This is a genomic window from Diplocloster hominis, from assembly GCF_032380655.1.
Classification (GTDB): Bacteria; Bacillota; Clostridia; order Lachnospirales; family Lachnospiraceae; genus Diplocloster; species Diplocloster hominis.
Genome location: NZ_JAWDIY010000022.1, coordinates 66,862 through 87,737, shown reverse-complemented (window position 1 = coordinate 87,737; position 20,876 = coordinate 66,862). Strand labels below are relative to the sequence as shown.

Below are 20,876 nucleotides of genomic sequence, written 5' to 3'. Positions count from 1 at the left end.
AGGGGGTGACGATGGAAGGCGCCAATATCGTGATCGGGAACCGCATGCATACCACGCTGAACATCACCGGACTCGCCATGCAGGCCAAAGACGGGGAGTCCTGCCTGTGGGATACGCAGAATCACCCGCTTACGCTGAACCTGACGGACGTGACCTTTACCGGCGGAGCGGGCGCCAGCGCCCTTGCCACGGGAAGGGCCGAGACCGAGCTGACGGTGAACGCCGCGGGCAGCGTCATCCTGGCAGGCGGGCACGGTGCGGACGATGCGGGCGGCCCGGGCATCGACGTGCTGCACCTGACGGTCAACGGCGAATTGGCCGCCTGGGGCGGCGGCAGTACGGGCGGGGATGGCGGCGCCGGCATCCGCACGGCTATGTTTACCGTGGCGTCGGGGTCCGTGACGGCACTGGGCGGAGCGGGCGCCGTCCAAAACGGGGAGGGAGTATTCTTTGCGGGCTACAGCACCCTCACGGTACAGGAGGGAGCTGCTATGACGGCCACAGGCCGCAACGGCATCGAATTCGCCCTTGGGGGGCGGTCGGTCACGCTGGGGGGCAGCCTGACGGCCACCAGTGACCAGCAGGGCGCGGCCATCCGGAATGAGGCCCAAGTCATCTTCACCACCTCTTCGGCCGAGCTGACGGGCACCCAGTATACGGATGAAAGTGTCCGGGTGAAGCTGGACACTGGCCTGATGAAGGATTACCGCCTGGAAGCCCGGGGCGGCGCTGCCCTGGATGTCAGGCGTATCCAGGCCTCCTTTTCCGAAGCCGCAGGCACGGTGTTTGTGGGCAAGGCCTACCAGGTGTGGAACAGCGAGCTTGGCGGCAAGGCCTCCTACATCGACGGAGGGGGCACGCGCCACGCTCTGACCCTCACCGACGGTATGACGCTGGAGGTGGAAGATGGAGCCGGCGGCACCCTTACCATCCCGAATAATTTCACCAGCTTCACCCTGCAGGGGCCGGGCCTCCAATCCCCCATCTACTCCAAGGGCTGCGTCGCGGTGGAACGCCAGGGCGGCATCACCCTCACTGTCACCGGCCTTTCCATGAAGGCGCCGAACGGGACCCCGTTTCTTACCGCCTCGGGCAGCAACTTCGGCTCCTTAGATTTCGAGCTGGTGTTGGACGACGTCTCCCTCACAGGCGGCGCCGGGGTCAACGGCATGACAGGCAGTGCGTGCGCAGAATTTCTGGACGGCCCTCTCTCGGTGACCGCCAGAAACAGCGTCACTCTGACGGGGGGCGGTTCCCGCGGCAACGGCATCCATGCGGGCATGATTGATTTTAATGGCGGTGATCTTGCCGTCAACTCCCCGGGCGGTTCGGCCATCTACGCGATCATGCTCCAAGTGAAAGCCGGCAAAGTGACGGCCACGTCCCATAAGGACAGCTCATCCCCCGCCCTTGGGATCGCCGTTAACGCGGGCACATACATGAAGATGGAGAAGGATGCCTCCCTCACTGCTACGGGGGATATCGGCCTCTACTGCAGGAACCTCAAAAACATTTCCATTGGCGGCAGACTGACGGCGGTCTCCACCCATGCCGGCGGCCAAGCTATCTATCTGCCCGACGGAGCAAAGGTTATCTTTGTAAGCGAGGGAGCCACACTCACGACGCAGGAATCCAATAGCCATAGCTTCCCGGTGGCATTGGCCCCGGAGATGGAGGAAGATTACCGGCTGTACGCCTCCGGCGGCATGAAGCTGGAGAACGGATATGCATTCACCAGCAGTGTCCGGGGCAGCGTGATGGCGGGCGGCAAGCAGATGTGGAACGCGGGAGCCGGCGGTAAGGCGGCCTTCTTCGACGGCAAGACCACCACGCCCATCACGGTAACAGACGGAATGAGGCTGATGGTGCTGGAGGGCGCGGCGGGCACGCTTACCGTTCCCCGGGGTGTGGGCAGCCTCACCCTTTCCGGCCTGGGGCTGGATACCGCTGTCACCACCAAGGGCAGCATACGTCTGGAAAACCCGGCCGATACGGCGCTGTCCATCCGGGGCCTTGCCATGCGGGCGCCGGACGGCGCCGCCTTCCTGTCCGGGAGCCAAAGCCATGTGCTGACGCTGGAGCTGACGGACGTATCCCTTACGGGCCTAAGTGCTGTGGCAGCGCCCCAGGCAGAGGTGCGTCTTACGGCCCAGGGCAGCGTCTCCCTGTCGGGGAGCGGTCAGGGGGACGGCGTGTCGGCGGGCAGCCTTTTGTTGCACGGCAGCTTTGGCGCAGCGGCGCAAAGCGGCGCGGCCATGTCGGCGAAGGAAACGCTCACCGTTGCATCGGGCAGCGTGACGGCCCGGGGCGCGCGTGTGCGCTGCGGGCAGCTGACGGTGGAGGCGGGGGCCTCCCTGGAGACCGCCGGCGTGGCCGCCGCAGAAGGCATTGCCCTGGGGGGAAGCCTGACGGCTGTGGCGGGCAGTGCCGGGGGCCAGGCCGTGGAGGGGGCCGTCACATTCACCCATCAGGCGGCCATCCTGGCCGTACAGGAATTCAAAGACTGCACGGGGGCTATCCCCGTGGCGCTGGACGCCGGCCTGCCGGGGAGCTGGGAGCTGCTGGCCAGCGGCGGCGCGGCCCTGAACGGTGCAAAAACCGAGGCCGCTACCAGCGACATCCGGGGCACCGTGACGGTGGCCGTGAAGCAGGTGTGGAACGCCGAAACCGGTAGGAAAGCCGCTTATTCCAACGGAGAGACCACCGTGCCCATCGTCCTGTACAGCGGCATGACCCTGGACGTGGCGGAGGGAGCGGCGGGCATGCTGTACATCCCGGCGGGTGTGGACACCCTCACCCTGCAAGGCCCGGGGCTCAGCCGCCCGATCAACACCAAAGGGAACCTCAAGGTAGAGAACCCCGGGGATATGGAACTGAACATCACCGGCCTGGCCATGCAGGCCTCCTACGGTTCGCTGAGTTCTTGGATTACGGACTTTCAACGCCATACCCTGACGCTGGGGCTGGACAACGTGGCACTGACAGGCTCCGATCATAACGTGGCGGGCGGCGCTGGCATATATGCATCCCACGCTGCGGTGGAGATCACAGCGAAAAACAGTGTCGTCCTTCGCGGAGGCGACTCGGCAAAGATGGGCGGCGATGGCATCTGGGTGTCCAGGCTGACGGTGCGTGGCAGCCTGACCGCCCAGGGCGGCAGTAATGATAGTGAGAGGTCTAAGGATTTTAACAGTGGTATTGTGCTTAACGATTCGCCGCTCAACGTGCTGGAGGGCGACGTGACCGCTACCGGCGGCAGAAGCCGCGGGGATGACGGGGTAGGCGTGTTCTTTAACCTTGGAAAGCAAGGGGAAAAAAACTTATACGTGGCGGCGGGGGCATCTCTGGACACCTCGGGCAGCATCTGCGTCAGCAATGCCGATGAGATCACTCTGGGCGGCAGCCTGAAAGCTACCGCCACCAGGGCAGGGTACGAGGCCATCAGAGGCCGCGTCACTACTTTCACGGACGCGGCGGCCAGGCTGACGGTGCGGGAAGCCACGGGCAACACGCGCGACATTCCTGTGGCGCTGGACACCGCCCTGGCGGATGATTACGAGCTTTACGCAGCGGGCGGCATGACGCTGGACGACAAGAAAACCACGGCCACGCCCAGCGACCAGGAAGGCACTGTGGCTGTGCGGGCCCTCTATGTGCTGACGGTGGAGGGCAGCGCGGGGGGCAGCGTCTCCGGCGCGGCCCCGGGCCGGTACGGGCAGGGCGAAACGCTGACCGTGACGGCCGATCCCGAACCAGGCTACCTGTTCACAGGCTGGACAGCGGCGGGCCTCACCCTCACGGAGGAAGAAAAGGCTGCGCGCACCCTGGACTTTACGATGCCCGCAGGTGACGTGGCCCTGACCGCCGGCTTTGAACCAGTGCCCCCGGCAACCTATATCATCACCGCAGCGGCGGGACTGGGAGGCAGTATTACGCCCGCGGGCGACGTGACGGTGACGGAGGGTGACGATCAGAGCTTTACGGTCACGCCGGATAAGGGATATCAGGTAAAAGAGGTGCTGGCGGACGGTGTGCCTGTGACGCTGACGGGCGATACCTATAGTTTTGGGGACGTACGGGAAAACCATACCATCGAAGCCAGCTTTGCGCCCACCGTGCCTCCCCATGTCCATGATTACAGGGATAACTGGAGCTTCGACGCCGTAGAGCACTGGCATGAGTGCAAGGCGGGAGACGGGGCCCGGGCGGACGAAGCGGCCCACACCCCCGGCGATTGGGTGCTGGACCAAGCGGCTACGGAAACGCAGGCGGGCCTGCGGCATAAGCAGTGCACGGTGTGCGGTTATGTGACGCAGATCGAAACGCTGCCCCCCACGGGACCGGTCTATACATACCGTACCCTCACCGACCCGGCCACGGGTGTGAGCGTCAGCGGGTACTTCAGCGCCGACGCGGCCCTGCTGGTGGGGGACGGCGGCCTGCACCCGGCTGGTGAATGCGGGGTGTGCGAGGGCATCCGTGCCCGGCAGGCCGCGGGCGAACTGCTGGCGCTGTATGACATCGGGCTGTCCGCCGGGAAATATACAGGCACCCTGGAGGTGGCCATTCCTGTGGGCGCGGCCTTCGATGGGAAAACCCTCCTGGTGCTGCACTGCCGGAATAAGGTGCTGGAGAGCCGGTCCCTGACGGTGGAAAACGGAGCAGTGAAGGGCACGTTCAACAGCTTGTCGCCCTTTGGCGTGGTGCAGGTGAGCGAGGACGAGCCGATCATCACCGGCCTGCCCCGCGAGTACGCCATGTACGTAGACCAAACCGTCGTATGGACACCCGAGCCAGCCGGCGGCACGTGGAGCTTCGACGAAAACCTGCTCTCGATCACAGGGAACGGGGACGATTATCATGTGAAGGCCCTGAAACCGGGGCGCGCCACGGCTACTTATGAGGTAAACAAAGTGCTGTTCACCGTGGACGTCATCATCAACGGGAATGTGCCGCCGCAGACAGACGACACAGCGGACCCGCCGGCCGGGGAGAGCATAGGAAGCCCGCCGACCGGGGACAGCGCATTGGTTTGGCCGTGGCTGACACTGATGTTTGCGGCCCTGCTGGGCTGTGCCGGGCTGCTGGTATATAGAAAGAGAAGCAAAAAGACTTGAATTGAAAAAGAGTTCCCACGAAAGTGACGGGTGTTAACGGGCCGCACTTTCGTGGGAAAAGGAAAAGCAGAACGCCGCCATTCCCTTTAAAAGGTATTTGGCGGCGTTTTTTTCGTTCCATTTTCAAACTAGTTTCGCACTGTTCGCATCCGGGTCCCATAACACTTCCAGATCAGCCTTCTGATGCTCTGCCAGGGCCAGGCTGACGTTCGGACCGTCGCTGTCCCGGTAAAAATCCGCGGCTGCTTTTGGCGTCAGACCACCGGTAATTTTCCGCTGAATGAGACGCTCCTTTAAAAGCGCTTCCTCTGTAGAAAAAAATATAGAGTAATCACAGAACTCATCGGCGATGGAACACCATGGTTCAAACGGAAGAAGCAGCCAGTTCCCATCGATCAGCACAATATTTTGTTCCACCTCAAGCTGGTCCTCGATGACGTCGTGAAGCGTGCGGTCATACACCGGCCAGCGGCATTCCGGCTCTTTGAGCATACGCAGATGCCGTTTAAACCCATCGGTGTCATAGGTCTGGGGGCAGCCTTTTACACTTGCCATGGATACGGTCTGGTTATTTCGGAGCAGAGTATGTGACAATAAATAATTCTGGGAAAAATGAAAACCATCCATACAGAGTGCCTGGACAGGTTCCAGGCCCGGCGTATCCTGGGACAGATATTCCAGAAAACTGGCGGCAGTAGACTTGCCGGCTGCGGGAGGACCTGCCAGAAATACTACAATACGCTTCTTTTTCTTATGATATAGCTGCGTTAGCGTCTGCAGCAGTGGAAGCCAGATATGGCGGATGTCCGGGTCGGGAAAAGTAGCAGTTACCGGAAATCCATTGATTGTGATGGGAATATCCATAGAATTCTCCTCCAGCCGCAGTCTGCGGTATATAATTGATACATCGAAGTTTTTTTTAGTTTAATACGTCCTGCGGATGATGTCAATTTCAAATATTCCCTTGACCTTGACACAATGCAAAGGTGTAAGATGATTTCAGAACCGGTTCTGAATATTATACTTTACAGTACCCCGCAATGCATGCCCTGCGGGCGGGGGCGCGGCATTCGCCGCTCCATAAAGTATCAAAGGAGACTGAAAACTATGTTTACCATCGGTGAATTTTCTAAGTTAAGCCGGGTGTCCGCCAGAATGCTGCGGCACTATGACCGTATCGGGCTGCTAAGCCCGGCCAATGTGGGCGAAGAGAACGGATACCGTTATTATGAGGCCTGGCAGATGAATACGCTGAAACAGATCGAGACATGGAAATCCTATGGCTTTACTTTGGCGCAGATCAGTGATCTGTGCAGGCTGCTGCCGGAAGAGCAACTGCAGTGGCTTCATGTTCAAAGAGACAGGCTGGATGATCAGATACGGGATATGCAGCGGAACCTTCGCCGAATGGAAAGCGAAATACAGTTCATGGAGGGAACAGAAATGCGAAGAGACTATCATGTCATCATTTTGGAAAATCCGGCACAGAAAGTGTTCGGACTCAGGAGAAATATATCGATGAATGGGCAGGAAATTCATGCGCTTATTCAGGAAATGAAAAAAGAAGCGGAACAAAGAGGGCTGAAACAGGCGGGGCCGCTCCAGATGGTTTACCTGGATGAAGAATTCAGTCATGAGAATACGCAGGTGGAGATCCAGATGCAGGTAAATGCGGACCATCCGGACGTGAAAAGCCTGCCTGCCTGCACCTGTGCGGCGACGATCCACACCGGACCGCTGGAGGAAGTACAGGATGCCTACAGCGCGATCTGTCGATGGCTTCAGGAACACCCCGAATATCAGATGGCAGGCCCCACGATCGAGAGGTATCTGAAAGATGAAAAGATGACGCAGACACCCAAGGAGCTGGAAACAGGAATTTTATTTCCGGTTATGAAAATCTGAGCCAGAGGGATATTTCTACTATAGGTGCAGAGCAGCAGCTTGAGAGCCTGCAGTAAGCCTTCTTTCACAGTCCACTTAATAAAACCAAAAGGTCGGCAGGTAAAAAAGATAAGGAGCGGTAAACACAGCCAGCGCAAGAGCCAGTTTCCGCTTCAAAGCCTGCTCGATTGGCAGTTTGCGGAAACTGAACTTTACATGAAATAAATAAATCAAAAATGCCGATGCGGCCACGCAAATTGTTGTCCACAGAAAGGCATAAATATTTGAAAACGGATCGTAAGTCACGGAATTCGTCAAATTCTTATACCACCATTGTCCCACAGGACTTTCGGAATCCAGAAGGGAATCCATAAGCAAAACGGCCAGCATCATAACCGAACCGACTATATCTGCGAGAAATCCAAAGATCCATATTTTCACAACACTTCTTTTATATATCTGTTTCCATTCCCCTATCTTCAGAAATTTGACTGCCAGCAGTAATACCGCGGAATCAATGATAAAATTGGCGGGCAGTATATACAGCCAGGTCAATGGGTAAAGCCACAGCATCCATATGGGAAAGATCACATTATGCAAAGATATCCGTCCTGGTTTTTTCATAGGTTCCTCCTTGTTTATGAATTTCGATATCTGGATTTAATTATAACAAAAGGAATGATAAGAAGCATCTTAATTTCTATCATTTTCACTATTTAGTGAAAAATTATCAAAAAGGTCAAATGTTTTTCCGGAAACCTTTGAAAGAAGGCAGGAAAATTGTGCATAATGGTATGGTAACTACTGCATAAGGGATATTGACACACAAGGAGGTATTTATGACAGAAAAAACTTATGGTTATGCACGGGTTTCCGCAAAGGATCAGCATGCGGATCGGCAGCTGGAGGCTTTGATTCACTACGGGATTCCCAGACCAGCAATTCTGGTGGATAAACAGAGCGGAAAAGATTTTAACAGGCCCGAGTACCAGAGACTGTTAAAAAAGCTTCAGGCCAAGGATGTGCTGGTGGTGAAAAGTATCGACCGGTTGGGAAGGGACTATCAGGAAATCATCGAGCAGTGGAGGTTTTTGACAAGAGAAAAACAGGTAGATATTGTGGTTATGGATATGCCCCTTCTGGACACCAGACAGGGCAAAGACCTGATCGGGACACTGATCAGTGATATTGTTCTTCAGCTTCTGTCCTTCGTGGCGCAGAGCGAACGGGAAAATATCAAGCAGCGTCAGGCGGAGGGGATTGAAGTCGCCAGAAAAAGAGGGGTACGGTTTGGAAGGCCTCCGAAGGAGCTTCCGATGAATTTTGAAATGATTGCCGTCCGGTGGCGTGAAAAAGAACTGACCTCAAAACAGGCGGCGGATCTTCTGGGGATCTGTGAACGGACGTTTTTCAGAAGAATTAAGATAACAGAAACGGGGGGAATTTGCGACCTGACATAAAGTACACCATTTGTCAGTAACACGATTGCTATGATTCTGAATCAGAGGTTTCGAAAATAAATAAAAATTTACATATATTTTAGCATTTTGCAGTGGAATTGTCCAGACTAACAGTCTTTGATTCCGTAAAATATGCACTGACATAAAGTGTACTTTATGTCAGTGTGCTGCTTAGCAGTCTATATAGAAAGCAGGAGGATACAAATGAAAAAGACCAAGGATGTGCAACCCGCTCCGGGTGTAGCTTCTGAGCGCAGCGAGAGTCTGTTGGATCTTATAGCCAGGGAGGCGCACTGTGATTATCTGTCAGATCTGCATTCCTTATATCTGAAGGGACAGCTGCCAGAAGAGATCAGCCGGATCACGAAGGATAAGTTCGGTGTACAGCAGTGGAATGAAGCGGTAAGTTATATAACCAGACGCTCCTTGTCATTTACCGATGTACAGGAGGCGCAGCAGTATCTGCTCGTGAAGAATCATACAAACGGAGATTTTGATTCGTAAATCAAAATCTCCGTTTTCTAATTTCATAGGAAGGTGCTCCATGAAATAAAACGCTCCGCGGGGATCGCACTACAGCGGAAAGGAAGATGCCGCTTACTCGGCCCGCCGCAGGCGGAGGGGCTGTAAAAAAACTCCCTTAAAAGAAAAATCGCTGAGGTCGTGAGACTTCAGCGATTTTTTGGTATAATTAGTTATGCGACTAACAAATAACACCAATGACAATTATACAGTACGACAGCTGAATCCCGAAGCCTGATATGCCCAAACGGAAAGACATTCCGCTTTAAAAACAAGCAGAAAAAGTATAAACTACAGCAGAATGAATAAAATTAAGCATATCAATATACTCCTTGAATTTAAAGAGGAATAATGCTATAGTGTAAGTACAAAGAAGAGCAACCGCCCACAAGGTGGGTTGACCTGATTATGAGTTTAGAAAATCCACCCTCCAACCGGTCAAGTTTTGGGGTGGTTTTTCTATGCTAGGTTAGTGACAAATCAAATAAATGAATGTCAGCAACGCTAAGATAAACATTCCAAAGGACACTAAATCCTTAAAAGCAAAATGTTTCATAGACATCCTTGTAAACCGACCTAAATATCACAATAAGAAGCAGAGCGAAGAGTTGGCGGCATAAAATCCAAGTGCTATACAGCCCCTTTTTCATGATCTGGCTGCATTGAATTCTGGATTCCATTTTATTTTCCTATTAAAAGCAATCTTCGAGTTAAAAATCAAAGCAATACAGTGTCTTTAAAAAATTCTGTTCCTCATCGGATGCGCATTCTGACAGCGCTTTATCTATCTTGTCATAGATCAGACCCAGAATATCGGCCTGCCGCCAGGGATCTCCCCTGTGTTCCCCATAATAATAGGTCAGCATTTCATAATCCAGCATCCAATAAGTACCCATTACCTGCTGGATTTTATTTTCGCGCTGTATCAAAAAATTGATATAATCTTCTGATATTTTGGACATAAATAGATTCAAGTTGTGGCCATTATCCAATTTCTCACCCCCATATCGTTCCAATCATATAAAGTAACTACAATGAACAGATAAATAAAAACTATGACGAAAGTACATGAACTTTAAAAATTGACATAGTATAAAGTACACCTATTTTTAATTATAAAGTATAAAAATTGAATATACAATATGGAAAAGAAAGGAGCTGATTCTATGAGTGCCAAAGTTGATCCGGCAGACAGGAAAAATGTTGGTGCAAATATTCAAAGATTACGTTTGGAACATGGTTTGACCCAGGAACAACTGGCTGAAGCGATTGGGATTAGCACCAGTTATATGAGTACAATAGAAACCGGAAGAAGATATCCAAGTTCTAATTTACTGTATGCGATCAGGAGTTATTTTGGCGTTCCAATGAGTCAGATCATGGGAGACGGACATGAAGAATCAGACTTTGGAATGGAAGAGCTGAATGATCTGGATTTTTATGACAGACAGTTATTGAGAATGCTGAAATATTTTAACATGGCGCAAAAGAAAATAATATGTGAAACGATTGATTTTTTGAAGGATAAATTATAGTAAGCGTACTGAAAATTCCCGCTGACTGTTTTCATGCATCGTACGTAATGACTGCGCTGTAAAAGGCGTAGTTTTTATTGTTTCGGGATATAACGGTGGCGGTCGAGCCTCACACGGCCCTGGGCATCGAAGGTGATGCCCTCCTTTTTTAACATCTGATATTGAATCTGGGGATCACCAAAGGAAAAGCCGGTACATAGGGAACCGTCCTGAAAGATTACCCGGTGGCAGGGAAGACACAGACCGTCGGGAACGTTGCGCATAGCAAAACCGACCGCCCGGGCGGCACGGGGATTCCCGGCCAGACGGGCGATCTGCCCATACGTGGCCACTTTGCCGTAAGGGATGTCCTGTACAATTTGATAAATACGTTTGGTCAGTTCGGATGACATATCTGTTCCCTCTGTTTTTATTATACACATTTTCAAAAGAACTGCAACCGGACAGATTGTAAGTAGCCGCCGAATCGGTTATGATAAATATAAGTTGTCCTTTTTGCGGGTCCTGAAAATAACATCATGCAAAAAGCAAGTATGGAAAGGGTGAGGGGAAATGAGAGACGAATCAATAGATTATGAGGAGGAGACGGAGGAACAAAAGCAGTATAGGAGAATGACTCAGACGCCTATTCACAAGCTGATCACTACGTTGGCGGTTCCGACTATTATCAGTATGATGGTAACTGCCGTTTATAATATGGCGGATACGTTTTTTGTCTCGCAGTTAGGTACCAGTGCGGCGGGAGCAGTAGGCATCGTGTTTTCACTTATGGCTTTGATTCAGGCAGTGGGTTTTATGCTCGGGATCGGTTCGGGAAGCCTGATATCCAGACTGCTGGGACAGAAGAAAAAAGAAGAGGCGGATCAGGTGGGTTCCACCGGCTTCTTTATGGCGCTGGTGTTCGGCCTGGTGGTTACGGTGCTTGGACTGGTCTTTCTAAAGCCGCTCATGAGGCTGCTGGGTTCGACGCCGACGATCCTGCCTTATGCCAGTGATTATGCAAAATATATTTTGCTGGGAGCGCCTGTGATGGGTGGTTCCTTCGTATTAAATAACGTTCTGCGATCCGAGGGAAAAGCCACGCTGTCCATGGTGGGAATCTCTTTGGGCGGAATCCTGAATATCATACTGGATCCTATTTTTATATTTGGAATGGGGCTTGGGATATCAGGAGCAGCCATTGCCACGGTTTTAAGCCAGTGTGTGAGCTTTTTCATTCTGCTGGGCTGTTTTCTTACCAAAAAGAGCACCGTGCGTCTGCACATCCGGAATATATCCCGCAAAGGGTCGACCTACGTGGATATCGTGACTACCGGGTTTGCTTCTTTCTGCCGCCAGGGACTGGCCAGTATCGCCACCGCGGTTCTGAATATTCAGGCGGCTGCCTATGGAGATCCGGCGGTAGCGGCGATGTCTATAGTGGGAAGGATCTTCATGCTGGTTCTGGCCGCTATGATCGGATTTGGCCAGGGCTTCCAGCCGGTGGCCGGTTTCAATTATGGGGCTAAGAATTACCGGAGAGTGAAGGAAGCGTTTTTCTTTTCCCTGAAAACAGGGATTGTGCTGATGAGTATTCTGGCGGTGGCGGGATGGATAATCGCTCCGTCTCTGATGGCGCTTTTTCGGAAGGAAGACGCGCAGGTAATCGCGATCGGCGCATATGCGGTCCGGGCGCAGTGCCTGGTACTGCCGCTGTTTCCGCTGGGGGTTATCAGCAATATGACGTTCCAGGTGATCGGTAAATCCCTATGGGCCACACTGCTTTCCGCCGCCCGGCAGGGAATCTTCTTCCTGCCGCTGATTCTGCTGCTGCCTCCGGTGATCGGGCTATACGGAGTCCAGCTGACACAGCCATTGGCGGACCTGTTTACGTTTGCCGCCTGCTTCTTCTTCCTGGTTCCCTTTTTCCGGGAACTAAACGCACAGGTGGAGGCGCAGGAGGGAACCGCATAGGCCATTACCATAGGCCGGGGCCAGGCGGTATAGACCGAAGAAAAACGAGTGTATTTCTGTAGTAAAATATGGTAGAATATTGATATTATAGTGAAAAAAATAACAAACGACACAATACGATGACAATGAAGAGACAGGTGAGTATATGAGAGTTACAAAAGCAGTGGCGGCGATGCAGGAGGTTATTTTAACAGAATACCTGAGAGAAAACCCGGATCAGGGTATCCTGCTGGGGATTCTGATGGTGCTTGTTTTTCTGGTAGCTTTCCTGGCCTGGTACGCCTGTCTGGGAAAACGGCAGAAGAGAATGACCGCGCTGGAGCATGAGCGCTGTATCCGGCTTTGTGAACTGAGCAATGAATGTTTTTTTCAATATGACGTGAAAAAGGACCGGATCTGTTTTTCAGGGCATGGCGCCTTAAACCTGGGATACGAACGCAGGATCGACCGCGCGTCGGCCTTGTCCGAACAGGCAGAATGGGACAAAGCGCCGGAGGCAGGGCTGATCCGGTATCTGACAGAGGTAAAAGCGGACAGCCAGGAACTCCGGGCCAGACTGTTAAAGGGTGGCACCCGCTGGTTCCAGATCACGAAGAAACTGGTGGTTGACGGACGAAACCGTCCGGTCTTTGTAGTTGGGAAAATTACAGATATCCAGCAGCTGATGGAGGAGAAGGAACTTTGGGCGGACAAAGCCAGAAAAGACGGCCTGACCGGGCTGTATCACCCAAATGCCAGCCGTGACTTTATTCAGAATTATCTGGATGGCAGAGGGAATAAAGGGGCATTTTTGATTATAGACATTGACCATTTTAAGGGAGTAAATGACCGGCTCGGCCACCTTGCAGGTGACCAGGTCCTCATCGGAATCACCCGGGTTCTTCAGCAGACTTTCCGAAAGGACGATATCATAGGCAGGCTGGGAGGAGATGAATTCCTGGTATTCATGGCCGGGGTGCGGGACCGGAAAATCGTGGAGAAAAAATGCCGTGTCCTGTGCAAAAGGGTTAAGGAATACACGGAACGGGAACACAAAGAGAAGATCAGCGTAAGCGTCGGGGCAGCGTGTGTATCCTCAGGTATGCATTATGACAAAGTATACAAAGCTGCGGATAACGCATTATATGTAGTGAAAGAGAGGGGCAGGGACGGTTACGAGATCGTGGGATTGTAATACGGACCCGCTGTAAGAATGAAAGAGAAACGGAATGGGCAGATATGTTTAAACTGGCAGGTTATTTAAGACATTATAAAAAGGAGAGTATCATAGGACCCCTGTTCAAACTGCTGGAGGCATGTTTTGAACTGATCGTGCCATTAGTTATGGCCAATATGATCGATATCGGAATTAAGAACGCAGACGTCCCATATATCTGGAAAATGGGAGGTCTGCTTGTGTTTTTCGGCGTACTGGGGCTCACCTGTTCCCTGACAGCCCAGTATTTTGCGGCGAAAGCGGCTATGGGGTTTGGCACCGAGCTGCGCCGGGATATGTTCGACCATATTAACGGTCTCTCCTATACGGAACTGGATCAGATCGGAACTTCCACACTGGTGACCAGAATAACCAGTGATATCAATCAGGCCCAGGCCGGGGTAAATCTTTTGCTTCGGCTGTTCCTGCGCTCTCCCTTTATCGTGGTGGGAGCAGTGATCATGGCGTTTACGATCAGTGTGCGTTTAAGCGTTATTTTCCTCATCGCCGTACCGCTGCTGGCACTGGTGATTTATGCGGTGATGGCGGCGGGGATTCCGGTATACCGGCGGGTTCAGAACAAATTAGACCGGGTACTGCGCATGACCAGGGAGAATCTGACAGGAGCCAGAGTAGTACGTGCGTTTGCCAGGCAGGAAGATGAGATAGAAGAATTTGATGAGACCACCCGGCAGCTGCAGAAAATACAGCTGCTGGCCGGAAAGATCTCCGCATTTGAAAATCCCATAACCTATACGATCGTAAATTTAGCCATTATCGCGGTTCTTTGGTTCGGAGGGAAACAGGTGGATGAGGGGAGTATCACGCAGGGAGAAGTGATCGCTCTCGTGAATTATATGACACAGATTCTGCTGGCCCTGGTGGCCCTGGCGAATCTGATCCTCTCTGCCACCAAGGCAAGTGCCTCCGCGATCCGGATTAACGAAGTGTTCGCAGTAACCTCCACCATGCAGGAAGGCGGCAAGGAAAGGCCTGAATCTACGGATTTTGGTGAACATACAGGAAAGGATACAAAGGTAGCGTTCCAAAACGTATCGGCAGTCTATCAGGGGGCAAAGGCAGAGGCTCTGACCGGCATCAGCTTTTCCGTACAAGCCGGGGAAACCATCGGCATTATCGGGGGTACAGGTTCCGGTAAGAGCACGCTGGTGAATCTGATCCCGAGGTTCTATGACGCGTCTGCCGGAACGGTTCTGGTAGACGGTACCGATGTCAGGGAATATTCTTTTGCCGGGCTGCGCGGCAAGATCGGAATCGTACCCCAGCAGGCGGTTCTCTTTAAAGGGACGATCCGGGAAAATATACGCTGGGGCAGGGAGGATGCCTCTGATGAAGAGATCTGGGAGGCACTGGAAATCGCCCAGGCCAGAGAATTCGTGGATGCAAAACCGGAAGGTCTTGACACCAGGATTGCCCAGGGAGGAAAGAACCTCTCCGGCGGCCAGCGGCAGCGCCTGACGATCGCCCGCGCCCTGGCTAAGAAGCCGGAAATATTAATACTGGATGACAGCGCGTCTGCGCTGGACTATGCGACGGATGCCAGGCTGCGCCGGGCTATTTGCACAAAGACAAGGGGGATCACCGTATTCCTGGTATCTCAGCGGGTGGCAACCGTGCGCCAGGCGGATAAAATCCTGGTTCTGGATGACGGCAGGCTGGTTGGTGTGGGAACGCACTCAGAACTGCTGGATACCTGCCCGGTTTACAGAGAAATCTGCCTGTCACAGCTATCCAAAGAGGAGGTGGCAGGGGCATGACAAACAGCAGTATGACAAACAGTAAAGACACGATCCGAAGAATCCTGCTGCACATCAGGCCTTACCGGCTGCAGCTGATCCTCTCCCTAGTATTTGCCGTAATCAGCGTAGCCCTAACACTATTCGCCCCGATCCTGATCGGAAATGTGGTGGACCTGATCACAGGCCCAGGGCAGGTGCGGTTTACACAAATCCTGCCGATTCTCATTCAGATACTGGCAGTGGTTCTGCTGACATCCGCCGCCCAGTGGCTGATGAATCTGTGCAACAATAAACTGACCTACTATGTGGCGAAGGATATCAGGACCAGGGCCTTCCACCAACTGGAGATCCTGCCGTTAAAATATCTGGATTCCCACCCATACGGCGATACCATCAGCCGTGTCATTACCGATGTGGACCAGCTGTCCGATGGCCTTCTCATGGGATTTAACCAGCTGTTCACCGGCGTGATAACGATACTGGGAACGCTGGGATTCATGCTGTCCATAAGCATCACCATCACCCTGGCAGTCGTCCTGATCACCCCGGTATCCCTGTTCGTGGCCAGCTTTATCGCCAAACGAACCTACCGCATGTTCAAAGCCCAGTCTGAAACCAGAGGGGAAATCACCTCTCTGGTAGAAGAGCTGGTAGGCAATCAGAAGGTGGTTCAGGCCTTCGGATATGAAAACCGGGCCAGGGAAAAATTCGCCGGAATCAATGAAAGACTGCGGGAATGCAGCACAAAGGCTACCTTTTTCTCATCCATTACCAATCCGGCTACCCGGTTTGTAAACGGCCTGGTCTATGCGGGAGTGGGAATCATAGGAGCTCTGTCCGCCATGCGGGGCCTTATCTCCGTCGGACAGTTGTCCTGCTTCTTAAGCTACGCGAACCAATATACGAAACCCTTTAACGAGATCTCATCAGTGGTAACGGAACTGCAGAATGCCTTCGCCTCCGCCCGGAGGGTTTTCGATCTGATTGACGAGACACCCCAGGTGCCGGATGCGCCCGATGCGCTGACACTGCAGCAGGTGGACGGCAGCGTGGATCTTAGACAGGTATCCTTTTCCTACAATCCTGAAGTGAAACTCATAGAGAACCTGAATCTGTCCGTAAAACCCGGGCAACGGATCGCCATCGTTGGTCCCACCGGCTGCGGCAAAACTACTATGATCAATCTTCTCATGCGCTTTTATGATGTGGACCAGGGGGAAATCCGTATCAGCGGACATCCGGCCCGTCAAATTACCCGTGACAGCCTGAGAAGGAGTTTCGGAATGGTCCTGCAGGAGACCTGGCTGAAATCCGGCACCGTACACGAGAATATCGCCTACGGGCGTCCCCAGGCGTCCCGGGAAGAGGTCATCCAGGCTGCCAGATCCGCCCATGCGGACAGTTTTATTAAGCGTATGCCGAAAGGTTATGACACGGTCATCACAGAGGACGGCGGCAATCTGTCCCAGGGCCAGAAACAGCTCCTCTGCATCGCCAGAGTGATGCTGTGCCTGCCGCCGATGCTGATCCTGGACGAAGCTACCTCTTCCATAGACACCAGGACTGAAATTAAGATCCAGCAGGCTTTTGCCCAAATGATGGAGGGGCGCACCAGCTTTATCGTGGCCCACCGGCTGTCCACGATCAGGGAGGCCGATGTGATTCTGGTCATGAAAGACGGCCGTATCATGGAGACCGGTACACATGAAGAGCTTATCGCTCAGCAAGGGTTTTATGCTAAGCTTTATGAGAGCCAGTTCGCGAATTGAGGGGGACGGGGAGCGTGGGGCCCCCCCCCGGGAAGCGTCCGGGTGGCCTTTTCCTCCCGGCGGGGCTGTCCAAAAGTCAGGGCGCAGCCTTGCCAGAGGGCCGCTTTGTACGGTCGTGCCCTATGGGGGGCCCGGCAGGGCGGGAGGTGTCTATTGCCCGCTTCCTCACTTAAGGCTGTTACCCGGTGAAATCTAAATGAAATCGGGCCGGCAGGTTTGCGGTCCGTGGCTGATTCGCCCCGAATGCCGGATGCATTCGCGGCTCAGCAGCCACCGAAAGACTGCACGGAACGCAGTCTTTCGCCACAAACCTGCCGGCCCGATTTCATTAAGATTTCACACGGGCGCCTTATGTGAGGAAGCGGGCAATAGACACCTCCCGCCCTGCCGGGCCCCCCATAGGGCACGACCGTACAAAGCGGCCCTCCGGCAAGGCTGCGCCCAGACTTTTGGACAGCCCCGCCGGGAGGAAAAGGCCGCCCGGACGCTTCCCTGCTTTGGTGAGGGCTTTGGTGGGGGGATAAATTTAGAAGCTACTAAAAATAATCATTTAAATGATTGCTGAAATATTGGATTCTTATTGTATTTTGTTGGGTTATGTTGTATTATAGAGAGGATTAGTACAGATTTATACAAATACAGATGATTAGTATAGAGCTAACTAATTAGTAGAACAAAATATTATAGATCTGGCTAAAAACAACTGATTAGTATAGCGCAGGCAAATAATATAGAACTATAGATTTAAGAGATAATTTATTTTGAGGTAATTTTGAGGTGATCGTATGGATTTTGTGAATCGGATGTCAGGGGAAGAAAAGTTGAGGATTGTCCAGGAACTGGTGCCGGGGAAACAGGTTACGCTGGCTCATGTGATCGCTAGTCCGGACCCGATCGTTTATAAAAAGCTGGGGCTGGATCCCAGTATAGACTATGGGAAAGCTGCGATCGGTATCTTGAGTATGAGCCCGGCGGAGATTTCGGTGATCGCTGGGGATCTGGCTGTGAAAAAGGCGAATATCGATTTGGGGTTTATTGACCGGTTCAGCGGGACGCTTATTTTTACCGGCAGGGTGGCTGAGGTGGAGACGGCGATTCATGCGATTACGGATTATCTGAAAGAAACTTTGGGATTTACTATTTGTGAAGTTACACGTACTTGATGTACGGGTGGTTGGATCTGTGTATGAGGTCTTAGATTATGAGGATTGATGAGCGGTTATGAAAAAAATAATTCTTATGGGGCGCAGCGAGTGTGGAAAGACAACGCTGCGTCAGGCTTTAAAAGGGGATAAGATTCATTATCATAAAACACAGTATATCAATCATTATGATGTGGTGATTGATACGCCGGGAGAATATGCGGAGACGAACCGGCTGGGCAGGGCTCTGGCGCTGTATTCTTATGAAGCGGATGTGGTGGGACTGCTGATCGGGGCACAGGAACCGTATTCCTTGTTTCCTCCCTGCGTGACGGCTTCTTCTGCCAGGCCGGTGATCGGTATCGTTACACAGATCGATCATCCGGACGCGAATCCGGACCGGGCAGAGGATTGGCTGAGGCTGTCGGGGTGCGAAGAGGTGTTTCGGGTCAGTGCGTATACTGGTGAGGGGATCTGGCAGATCCTGGAGTATTTAAGGGAGGACGGTGACGTGCTGCCCTGGGATCAGGAAGAGGCGGAACGGCCGCGGGTGGTTTTGTCTACGAAGTAGTGTGTGCGGTTAGGATATGGATTTTTATTTTTCAGAAGAATAATGTGCCGGGTGGCGGATTTTTGTTTACGAAGTGGCAGATAATATGTTAGAATGTTCCTGAAATGCTGGAAGTGGTACGGAAGAGAACCGTGCATGCCAATGAAGGAACAGAGGAATGGAAGTCCACGGAGGAAATACATGAGCAGACAGGAATTTTTAGATGGATTGCGAACCGCGTTGAACGGTGAAGTAGCACCGTCGGTGATACGGGATAACTTGAGTTATTATGAGGGATATATTTCAGATGAAATGAAAAAGGGAAGAAGGGAAGAGGATGTGTTGGACGGGCTGGGAGATCCCAGATTAATTGCCCGCACGATTATTGATACATCCGGCGGCGGACAGAGTTCTTACCAGCAGGCCGGTCCGCAAAGCGGTTATTACCAGGAGGAATCCGGGGAAGCCAGCGGCAATTCCGACAGGGGCTTCCGGGCAGAGTTTAACGGGAATGGCTGGAATATGCGGTATGATAAGCCGAAGCGCCCGTGGTTTGAGAAAGCGCTGATCGCAGTGGTAATCGTTCTGGCCGTTTTTCTGGTGATTTCCATGATTACAGGCCTGATCTCTTTCCTGTTTCCGATCCTTGTTCCGCTTCTGATCATCTATATTATTTATCGGGTGATACGGGGCAGCAGCGGCCGGTAGGGTGCGGGATCAGAGGTTTAGCAGGGCGGAACCGGTCAGATAAATATCAGCTTACAAAAGTGTAAGCTTAAAAGGAGAAATGTAAGCCATAATTATGGCGGTTCATTTCTCCTTTTTGGTATGATTCTATCATCAAGAAAAGGTGGTGTGATTGATGGAAGCTTATTGGATTCCTATACGGACGGCTCTGGCGGTGTTTCCGCTGCTGGCCGCTTTCCTGACATTTCCCTATATGATAGTTCAATACCGCAGGTATGGCGCGATTCCCTTATTAAGGACCGTCATTTTATATTCCTTCCTGTTATATCTGCTCTGCATGTACTTTCTGGTGATCCTGCCCCTGCCGCCGGTTGATGAGGTGGCCAGACATACCGGGCCTTCGGTTCAGCTGCTGCCGTTTCAGTTTGTCAGAGATTTTTTAAGAGAGACGAAGCTTACGATTACGAATCCGGCTACGTATCTGCCGGCGCTCACCCAGAACTGCTTTTTACAGGTAATCTGTAACATATTCATGTTCTTGCCGTTTGGAATTTATCTTCGGTATTATTTCCGCTGCGGCTTAGTCAAAACGGTAGTGATCAGCTTTCTGGTAAGCCTGTTTTTTGAATTCACACAGCTTAGCGGGCTGTATGGAATATATCCCCGGGGTTACAGGCTCTTTGATGTGGATGATCTGATGCTGAACACGGCGGGAGGTATGCTGGGATACGCAGCGGCGCCTCTGTTAATCAGATTACTTCCGTCCAGGGAACAATTGGATCAGAAGGCTTATCTCAAAGGCAGAATCGTAACCTGCTGCCGGAGATTTGCCGCATTTCTTCTGGACTGGCTGCTGATCGGCATCCTTCTGATGCTGTGTATGACCGCGGTTCCGCTTCTGATCCCGATCCTGGTTGTGGTTCCCGGCATTGTCTACGCGCTGGTGATCGCCGGTTACTTTATCTTGATCCCGTGGGCCACTGACGGATATACTCCCGGCAAGTGGGTCTGCCGAATCCGGATAACCGGAAGGAATGGACGAAAACCTGCCCTGTATCAGTATGCGATCCGCTCCGGCCTGCTCTATTTCATCCTCATCCCATTACCGGTGATCTGGCTCTGCGGATATATCTTCGATGTATGCACCGGTTACCGGGAAAAGCCGAGACTGCTGCTCCACGAGCGAATCAGCCGAACGCAGTGCGTCAGCACCGTAGGGGAACGAACAAAAGAAAAAGAAAAACATGAAAAAACATGGCTATTGCCAGCCTAAGCATAGTATAATAAAGACCAGTCTGCAAT

18 protein-coding genes are annotated in these 20,876 nt (G+C 52.6%); 13 read left to right on the top strand and 5 right to left on the bottom strand.

Going from position 1 to position 20,876, the window contains the following annotated elements; genetic code table 11:
* Positions 1-457: 457 nt before the first annotated feature.
* Positions 458-616: a hypothetical protein gene (locus ABC831_RS18585; RefSeq protein WP_343249572.1), complete on the bottom strand. Its 159-nt coding sequence runs from the start codon at positions 614-616 to the stop codon at positions 458-460.
* A gap of 730 nt (positions 617-1,346) precedes the next feature.
* Here ABC831_RS18585 and ABC831_RS18580 point away from each other — a divergent pair.
* The gene (locus tag ABC831_RS18580; RefSeq protein WP_343249571.1) at positions 1,347-5,117 is read left to right on the top strand and encodes an InlB B-repeat-containing protein; all 3,771 of its coding nucleotides are present in this window, start codon (positions 1,347-1,349) and stop codon (positions 5,115-5,117) included.
* Between the two features lie 123 nt (positions 5,118-5,240).
* Here ABC831_RS18580 and ABC831_RS18575 read toward each other — a convergent pair whose 3' ends face one another.
* The gene (locus ABC831_RS18575) at positions 5,241-5,981 is read right to left on the bottom strand and encodes a nucleoside/nucleotide kinase family protein (RefSeq protein ID WP_343249570.1); all 741 of its coding nucleotides are present in this window, start codon (positions 5,979-5,981) and stop codon (positions 5,241-5,243) included.
* A 243-nt stretch (positions 5,982-6,224) separates the two neighbouring features.
* On the opposite strand from ABC831_RS18575, the gene ABC831_RS18570 reads away from it, so the two are divergent.
* Entirely contained in the window at positions 6,225-7,022 is a 798-nt protein-coding gene (locus ABC831_RS18570) for a MerR family transcriptional regulator (RefSeq protein ID WP_343249569.1), read from the top strand.
* A gap of 75 nt (positions 7,023-7,097) precedes the next feature.
* Here the strand turns inward: ABC831_RS18570 and ABC831_RS18565 are convergent, their stop codons facing one another.
* Complete coding sequence (locus tag ABC831_RS18565) at positions 7,098-7,625, bottom strand: hypothetical protein (RefSeq protein WP_343249568.1); 528 nt, start codon at positions 7,623-7,625, stop codon at positions 7,098-7,100.
* A gap of 215 nt (positions 7,626-7,840) precedes the next feature.
* On the opposite strand from ABC831_RS18565, the gene ABC831_RS18560 reads away from it, so the two are divergent.
* Positions 7,841-8,461: a recombinase family protein gene (locus ABC831_RS18560; protein ID WP_343249567.1), complete on the top strand. Its 621-nt coding sequence runs from the start codon at positions 7,841-7,843 to the stop codon at positions 8,459-8,461.
* Positions 8,462-8,665: 204 nt separating this feature from the next.
* On the top strand, positions 8,666-8,965 hold the full coding sequence (locus tag ABC831_RS18555; RefSeq protein ID WP_343249566.1) for a hypothetical protein: 300 nt from the start codon (positions 8,666-8,668) through the stop codon (positions 8,963-8,965).
* A 728-nt stretch (positions 8,966-9,693) separates the two neighbouring features.
* Here ABC831_RS18555 and ABC831_RS18550 read toward each other — a convergent pair.
* A complete protein-coding gene (locus tag ABC831_RS18550; protein WP_343249565.1) occupies positions 9,694-9,945 on the bottom strand; it encodes a hypothetical protein in 252 nt (83 codons plus the stop codon).
* A 204-nt stretch (positions 9,946-10,149) separates the two neighbouring features.
* Between ABC831_RS18550 and ABC831_RS18545 the strand changes: the two genes are divergently transcribed.
* The gene (locus tag ABC831_RS18545) at positions 10,150-10,518 is read left to right on the top strand and encodes a helix-turn-helix domain-containing protein (RefSeq protein ID WP_343249564.1); all 369 of its coding nucleotides are present in this window, start codon (positions 10,150-10,152) and stop codon (positions 10,516-10,518) included.
* Between the two features lie 74 nt (positions 10,519-10,592).
* On the opposite strand, the gene ABC831_RS18540 is transcribed toward ABC831_RS18545, so the two are convergent.
* Entirely contained in the window at positions 10,593-10,910 is a 318-nt protein-coding gene (locus ABC831_RS18540) for an MGMT family protein (RefSeq protein WP_343249563.1), read from the bottom strand.
* Between the two features lie 160 nt (positions 10,911-11,070).
* Here ABC831_RS18540 and ABC831_RS18535 point away from each other — a divergent pair, with 160 nt between their 5' ends.
* From ABC831_RS18535 to ABC831_RS18500, 8 genes are all read left to right on the top strand, one after another.
* A complete protein-coding gene (locus ABC831_RS18535) occupies positions 11,071-12,471 on the top strand; it encodes an MATE family efflux transporter (protein WP_343249562.1) in 1,401 nt (466 codons plus the stop codon).
* A 145-nt stretch (positions 12,472-12,616) separates the two neighbouring features.
* Entirely contained in the window at positions 12,617-13,645 is a 1,029-nt protein-coding gene (locus tag ABC831_RS18530; RefSeq protein ID WP_343249561.1) for a GGDEF domain-containing protein, read from the top strand.
* A gap of 44 nt (positions 13,646-13,689) precedes the next feature.
* Positions 13,690-15,444, top strand: coding sequence for an ABC transporter ATP-binding protein (locus ABC831_RS18525; RefSeq protein WP_343249560.1), 1,755 nt, complete (start codon positions 13,690-13,692; stop codon positions 15,442-15,444).
* On the top strand, positions 15,441-17,195 hold the full coding sequence (locus ABC831_RS18520; RefSeq protein WP_425524604.1) for an ABC transporter ATP-binding protein: 1,755 nt from the start codon (positions 15,441-15,443) through the stop codon (positions 17,193-17,195). Before ABC831_RS18525 ends, ABC831_RS18520 begins: the two co-directional genes overlap by 4 nt.
* 785 nt (positions 17,196-17,980) lie before the next feature.
* On the top strand, positions 17,981-18,358 hold the full coding sequence (locus tag ABC831_RS18515) for a BMC domain-containing protein (protein WP_158353070.1): 378 nt from the start codon (positions 17,981-17,983) through the stop codon (positions 18,356-18,358).
* A 58-nt stretch (positions 18,359-18,416) separates the two neighbouring features.
* Positions 18,417-18,908 (top strand): EutP/PduV family microcompartment system protein, encoded by a 492-nt coding sequence (locus ABC831_RS18510; RefSeq protein ID WP_158353069.1) that lies wholly within the window; start codon positions 18,417-18,419, stop codon positions 18,906-18,908.
* A gap of 180 nt (positions 18,909-19,088) precedes the next feature.
* Positions 19,089-19,595, top strand: a complete 507-nt coding sequence (locus ABC831_RS18505; protein ID WP_343249559.1) for an HAAS signaling domain-containing protein — start codon at positions 19,089-19,091, stop codon at positions 19,593-19,595.
* Between the two features lie 154 nt (positions 19,596-19,749).
* A complete protein-coding gene (locus ABC831_RS18500; RefSeq protein WP_343249558.1) occupies positions 19,750-20,847 on the top strand; it encodes a VanZ family protein in 1,098 nt (365 codons plus the stop codon).
* Positions 20,848-20,876 lie beyond the last annotated feature (29 nt).

What these genes read in the sequence shown, in the direction of transcription:
- ABC831_RS18585 (WP_343249572.1), bottom strand. Translation starts at nt 616, where the DNA reads ATGACTTGGGCCTCATTCCGGATGGCCGCGCCCTGCTGGTCACTGGTG.
- ABC831_RS18555 (WP_343249566.1), top strand. Translation starts at nt 8,666, where the DNA reads ATGAAAAAGACCAAGGATGTGCAACCCGCTCCGGGTGTAGCTTCTGAG.
- ABC831_RS18575 (WP_343249570.1), bottom strand. Translation starts at nt 5,981, where the DNA reads ATGGATATTCCCATCACAATCAATGGATTTCCGGTAACTGCTACTTTT.
- ABC831_RS18530 (WP_343249561.1), top strand. Translation starts at nt 12,617, where the DNA reads ATGAGAGTTACAAAAGCAGTGGCGGCGATGCAGGAGGTTATTTTAACA.
- ABC831_RS18525 (WP_343249560.1), top strand. Translation starts at nt 13,690, where the DNA reads ATGTTTAAACTGGCAGGTTATTTAAGACATTATAAAAAGGAGAGTATC.
- ABC831_RS18505 (WP_343249559.1), top strand. Translation starts at nt 19,089, where the DNA reads ATGAGCAGACAGGAATTTTTAGATGGATTGCGAACCGCGTTGAACGGT.
- ABC831_RS18560 (WP_343249567.1), top strand. Translation starts at nt 7,841, where the DNA reads ATGACAGAAAAAACTTATGGTTATGCACGGGTTTCCGCAAAGGATCAG.
- ABC831_RS18510 (WP_158353069.1), top strand. Translation starts at nt 18,417, where the DNA reads ATGAAAAAAATAATTCTTATGGGGCGCAGCGAGTGTGGAAAGACAACG.
- ABC831_RS18545 (WP_343249564.1), top strand. Translation starts at nt 10,150, where the DNA reads ATGAGTGCCAAAGTTGATCCGGCAGACAGGAAAAATGTTGGTGCAAAT.
- ABC831_RS18515 (WP_158353070.1), top strand. Translation starts at nt 17,981, where the DNA reads ATGGATTTTGTGAATCGGATGTCAGGGGAAGAAAAGTTGAGGATTGTC.
- ABC831_RS18565 (WP_343249568.1), bottom strand. Translation starts at nt 7,625, where the DNA reads ATGAAAAAACCAGGACGGATATCTTTGCATAATGTGATCTTTCCCATA.
- ABC831_RS18500 (WP_343249558.1), top strand. Translation starts at nt 19,750, where the DNA reads ATGGAAGCTTATTGGATTCCTATACGGACGGCTCTGGCGGTGTTTCCG.
- ABC831_RS18540 (WP_343249563.1), bottom strand. Translation starts at nt 10,910, where the DNA reads ATGTCATCCGAACTGACCAAACGTATTTATCAAATTGTACAGGACATC.
- ABC831_RS18535 (WP_343249562.1), top strand. Translation starts at nt 11,071, where the DNA reads ATGAGAGACGAATCAATAGATTATGAGGAGGAGACGGAGGAACAAAAG.
- ABC831_RS18580 (WP_343249571.1), top strand. Translation starts at nt 1,347, where the DNA reads ATGCTCCAAGTGAAAGCCGGCAAAGTGACGGCCACGTCCCATAAGGAC.
- ABC831_RS18520 (WP_425524604.1), top strand. Translation starts at nt 15,441, where the DNA reads ATGACAAACAGCAGTATGACAAACAGTAAAGACACGATCCGAAGAATC.
- ABC831_RS18550 (WP_343249565.1), bottom strand. Translation starts at nt 9,945, where the DNA reads ATGTCCAAAATATCAGAAGATTATATCAATTTTTTGATACAGCGCGAA.
- ABC831_RS18570 (WP_343249569.1), top strand. Translation starts at nt 6,225, where the DNA reads ATGTTTACCATCGGTGAATTTTCTAAGTTAAGCCGGGTGTCCGCCAGA.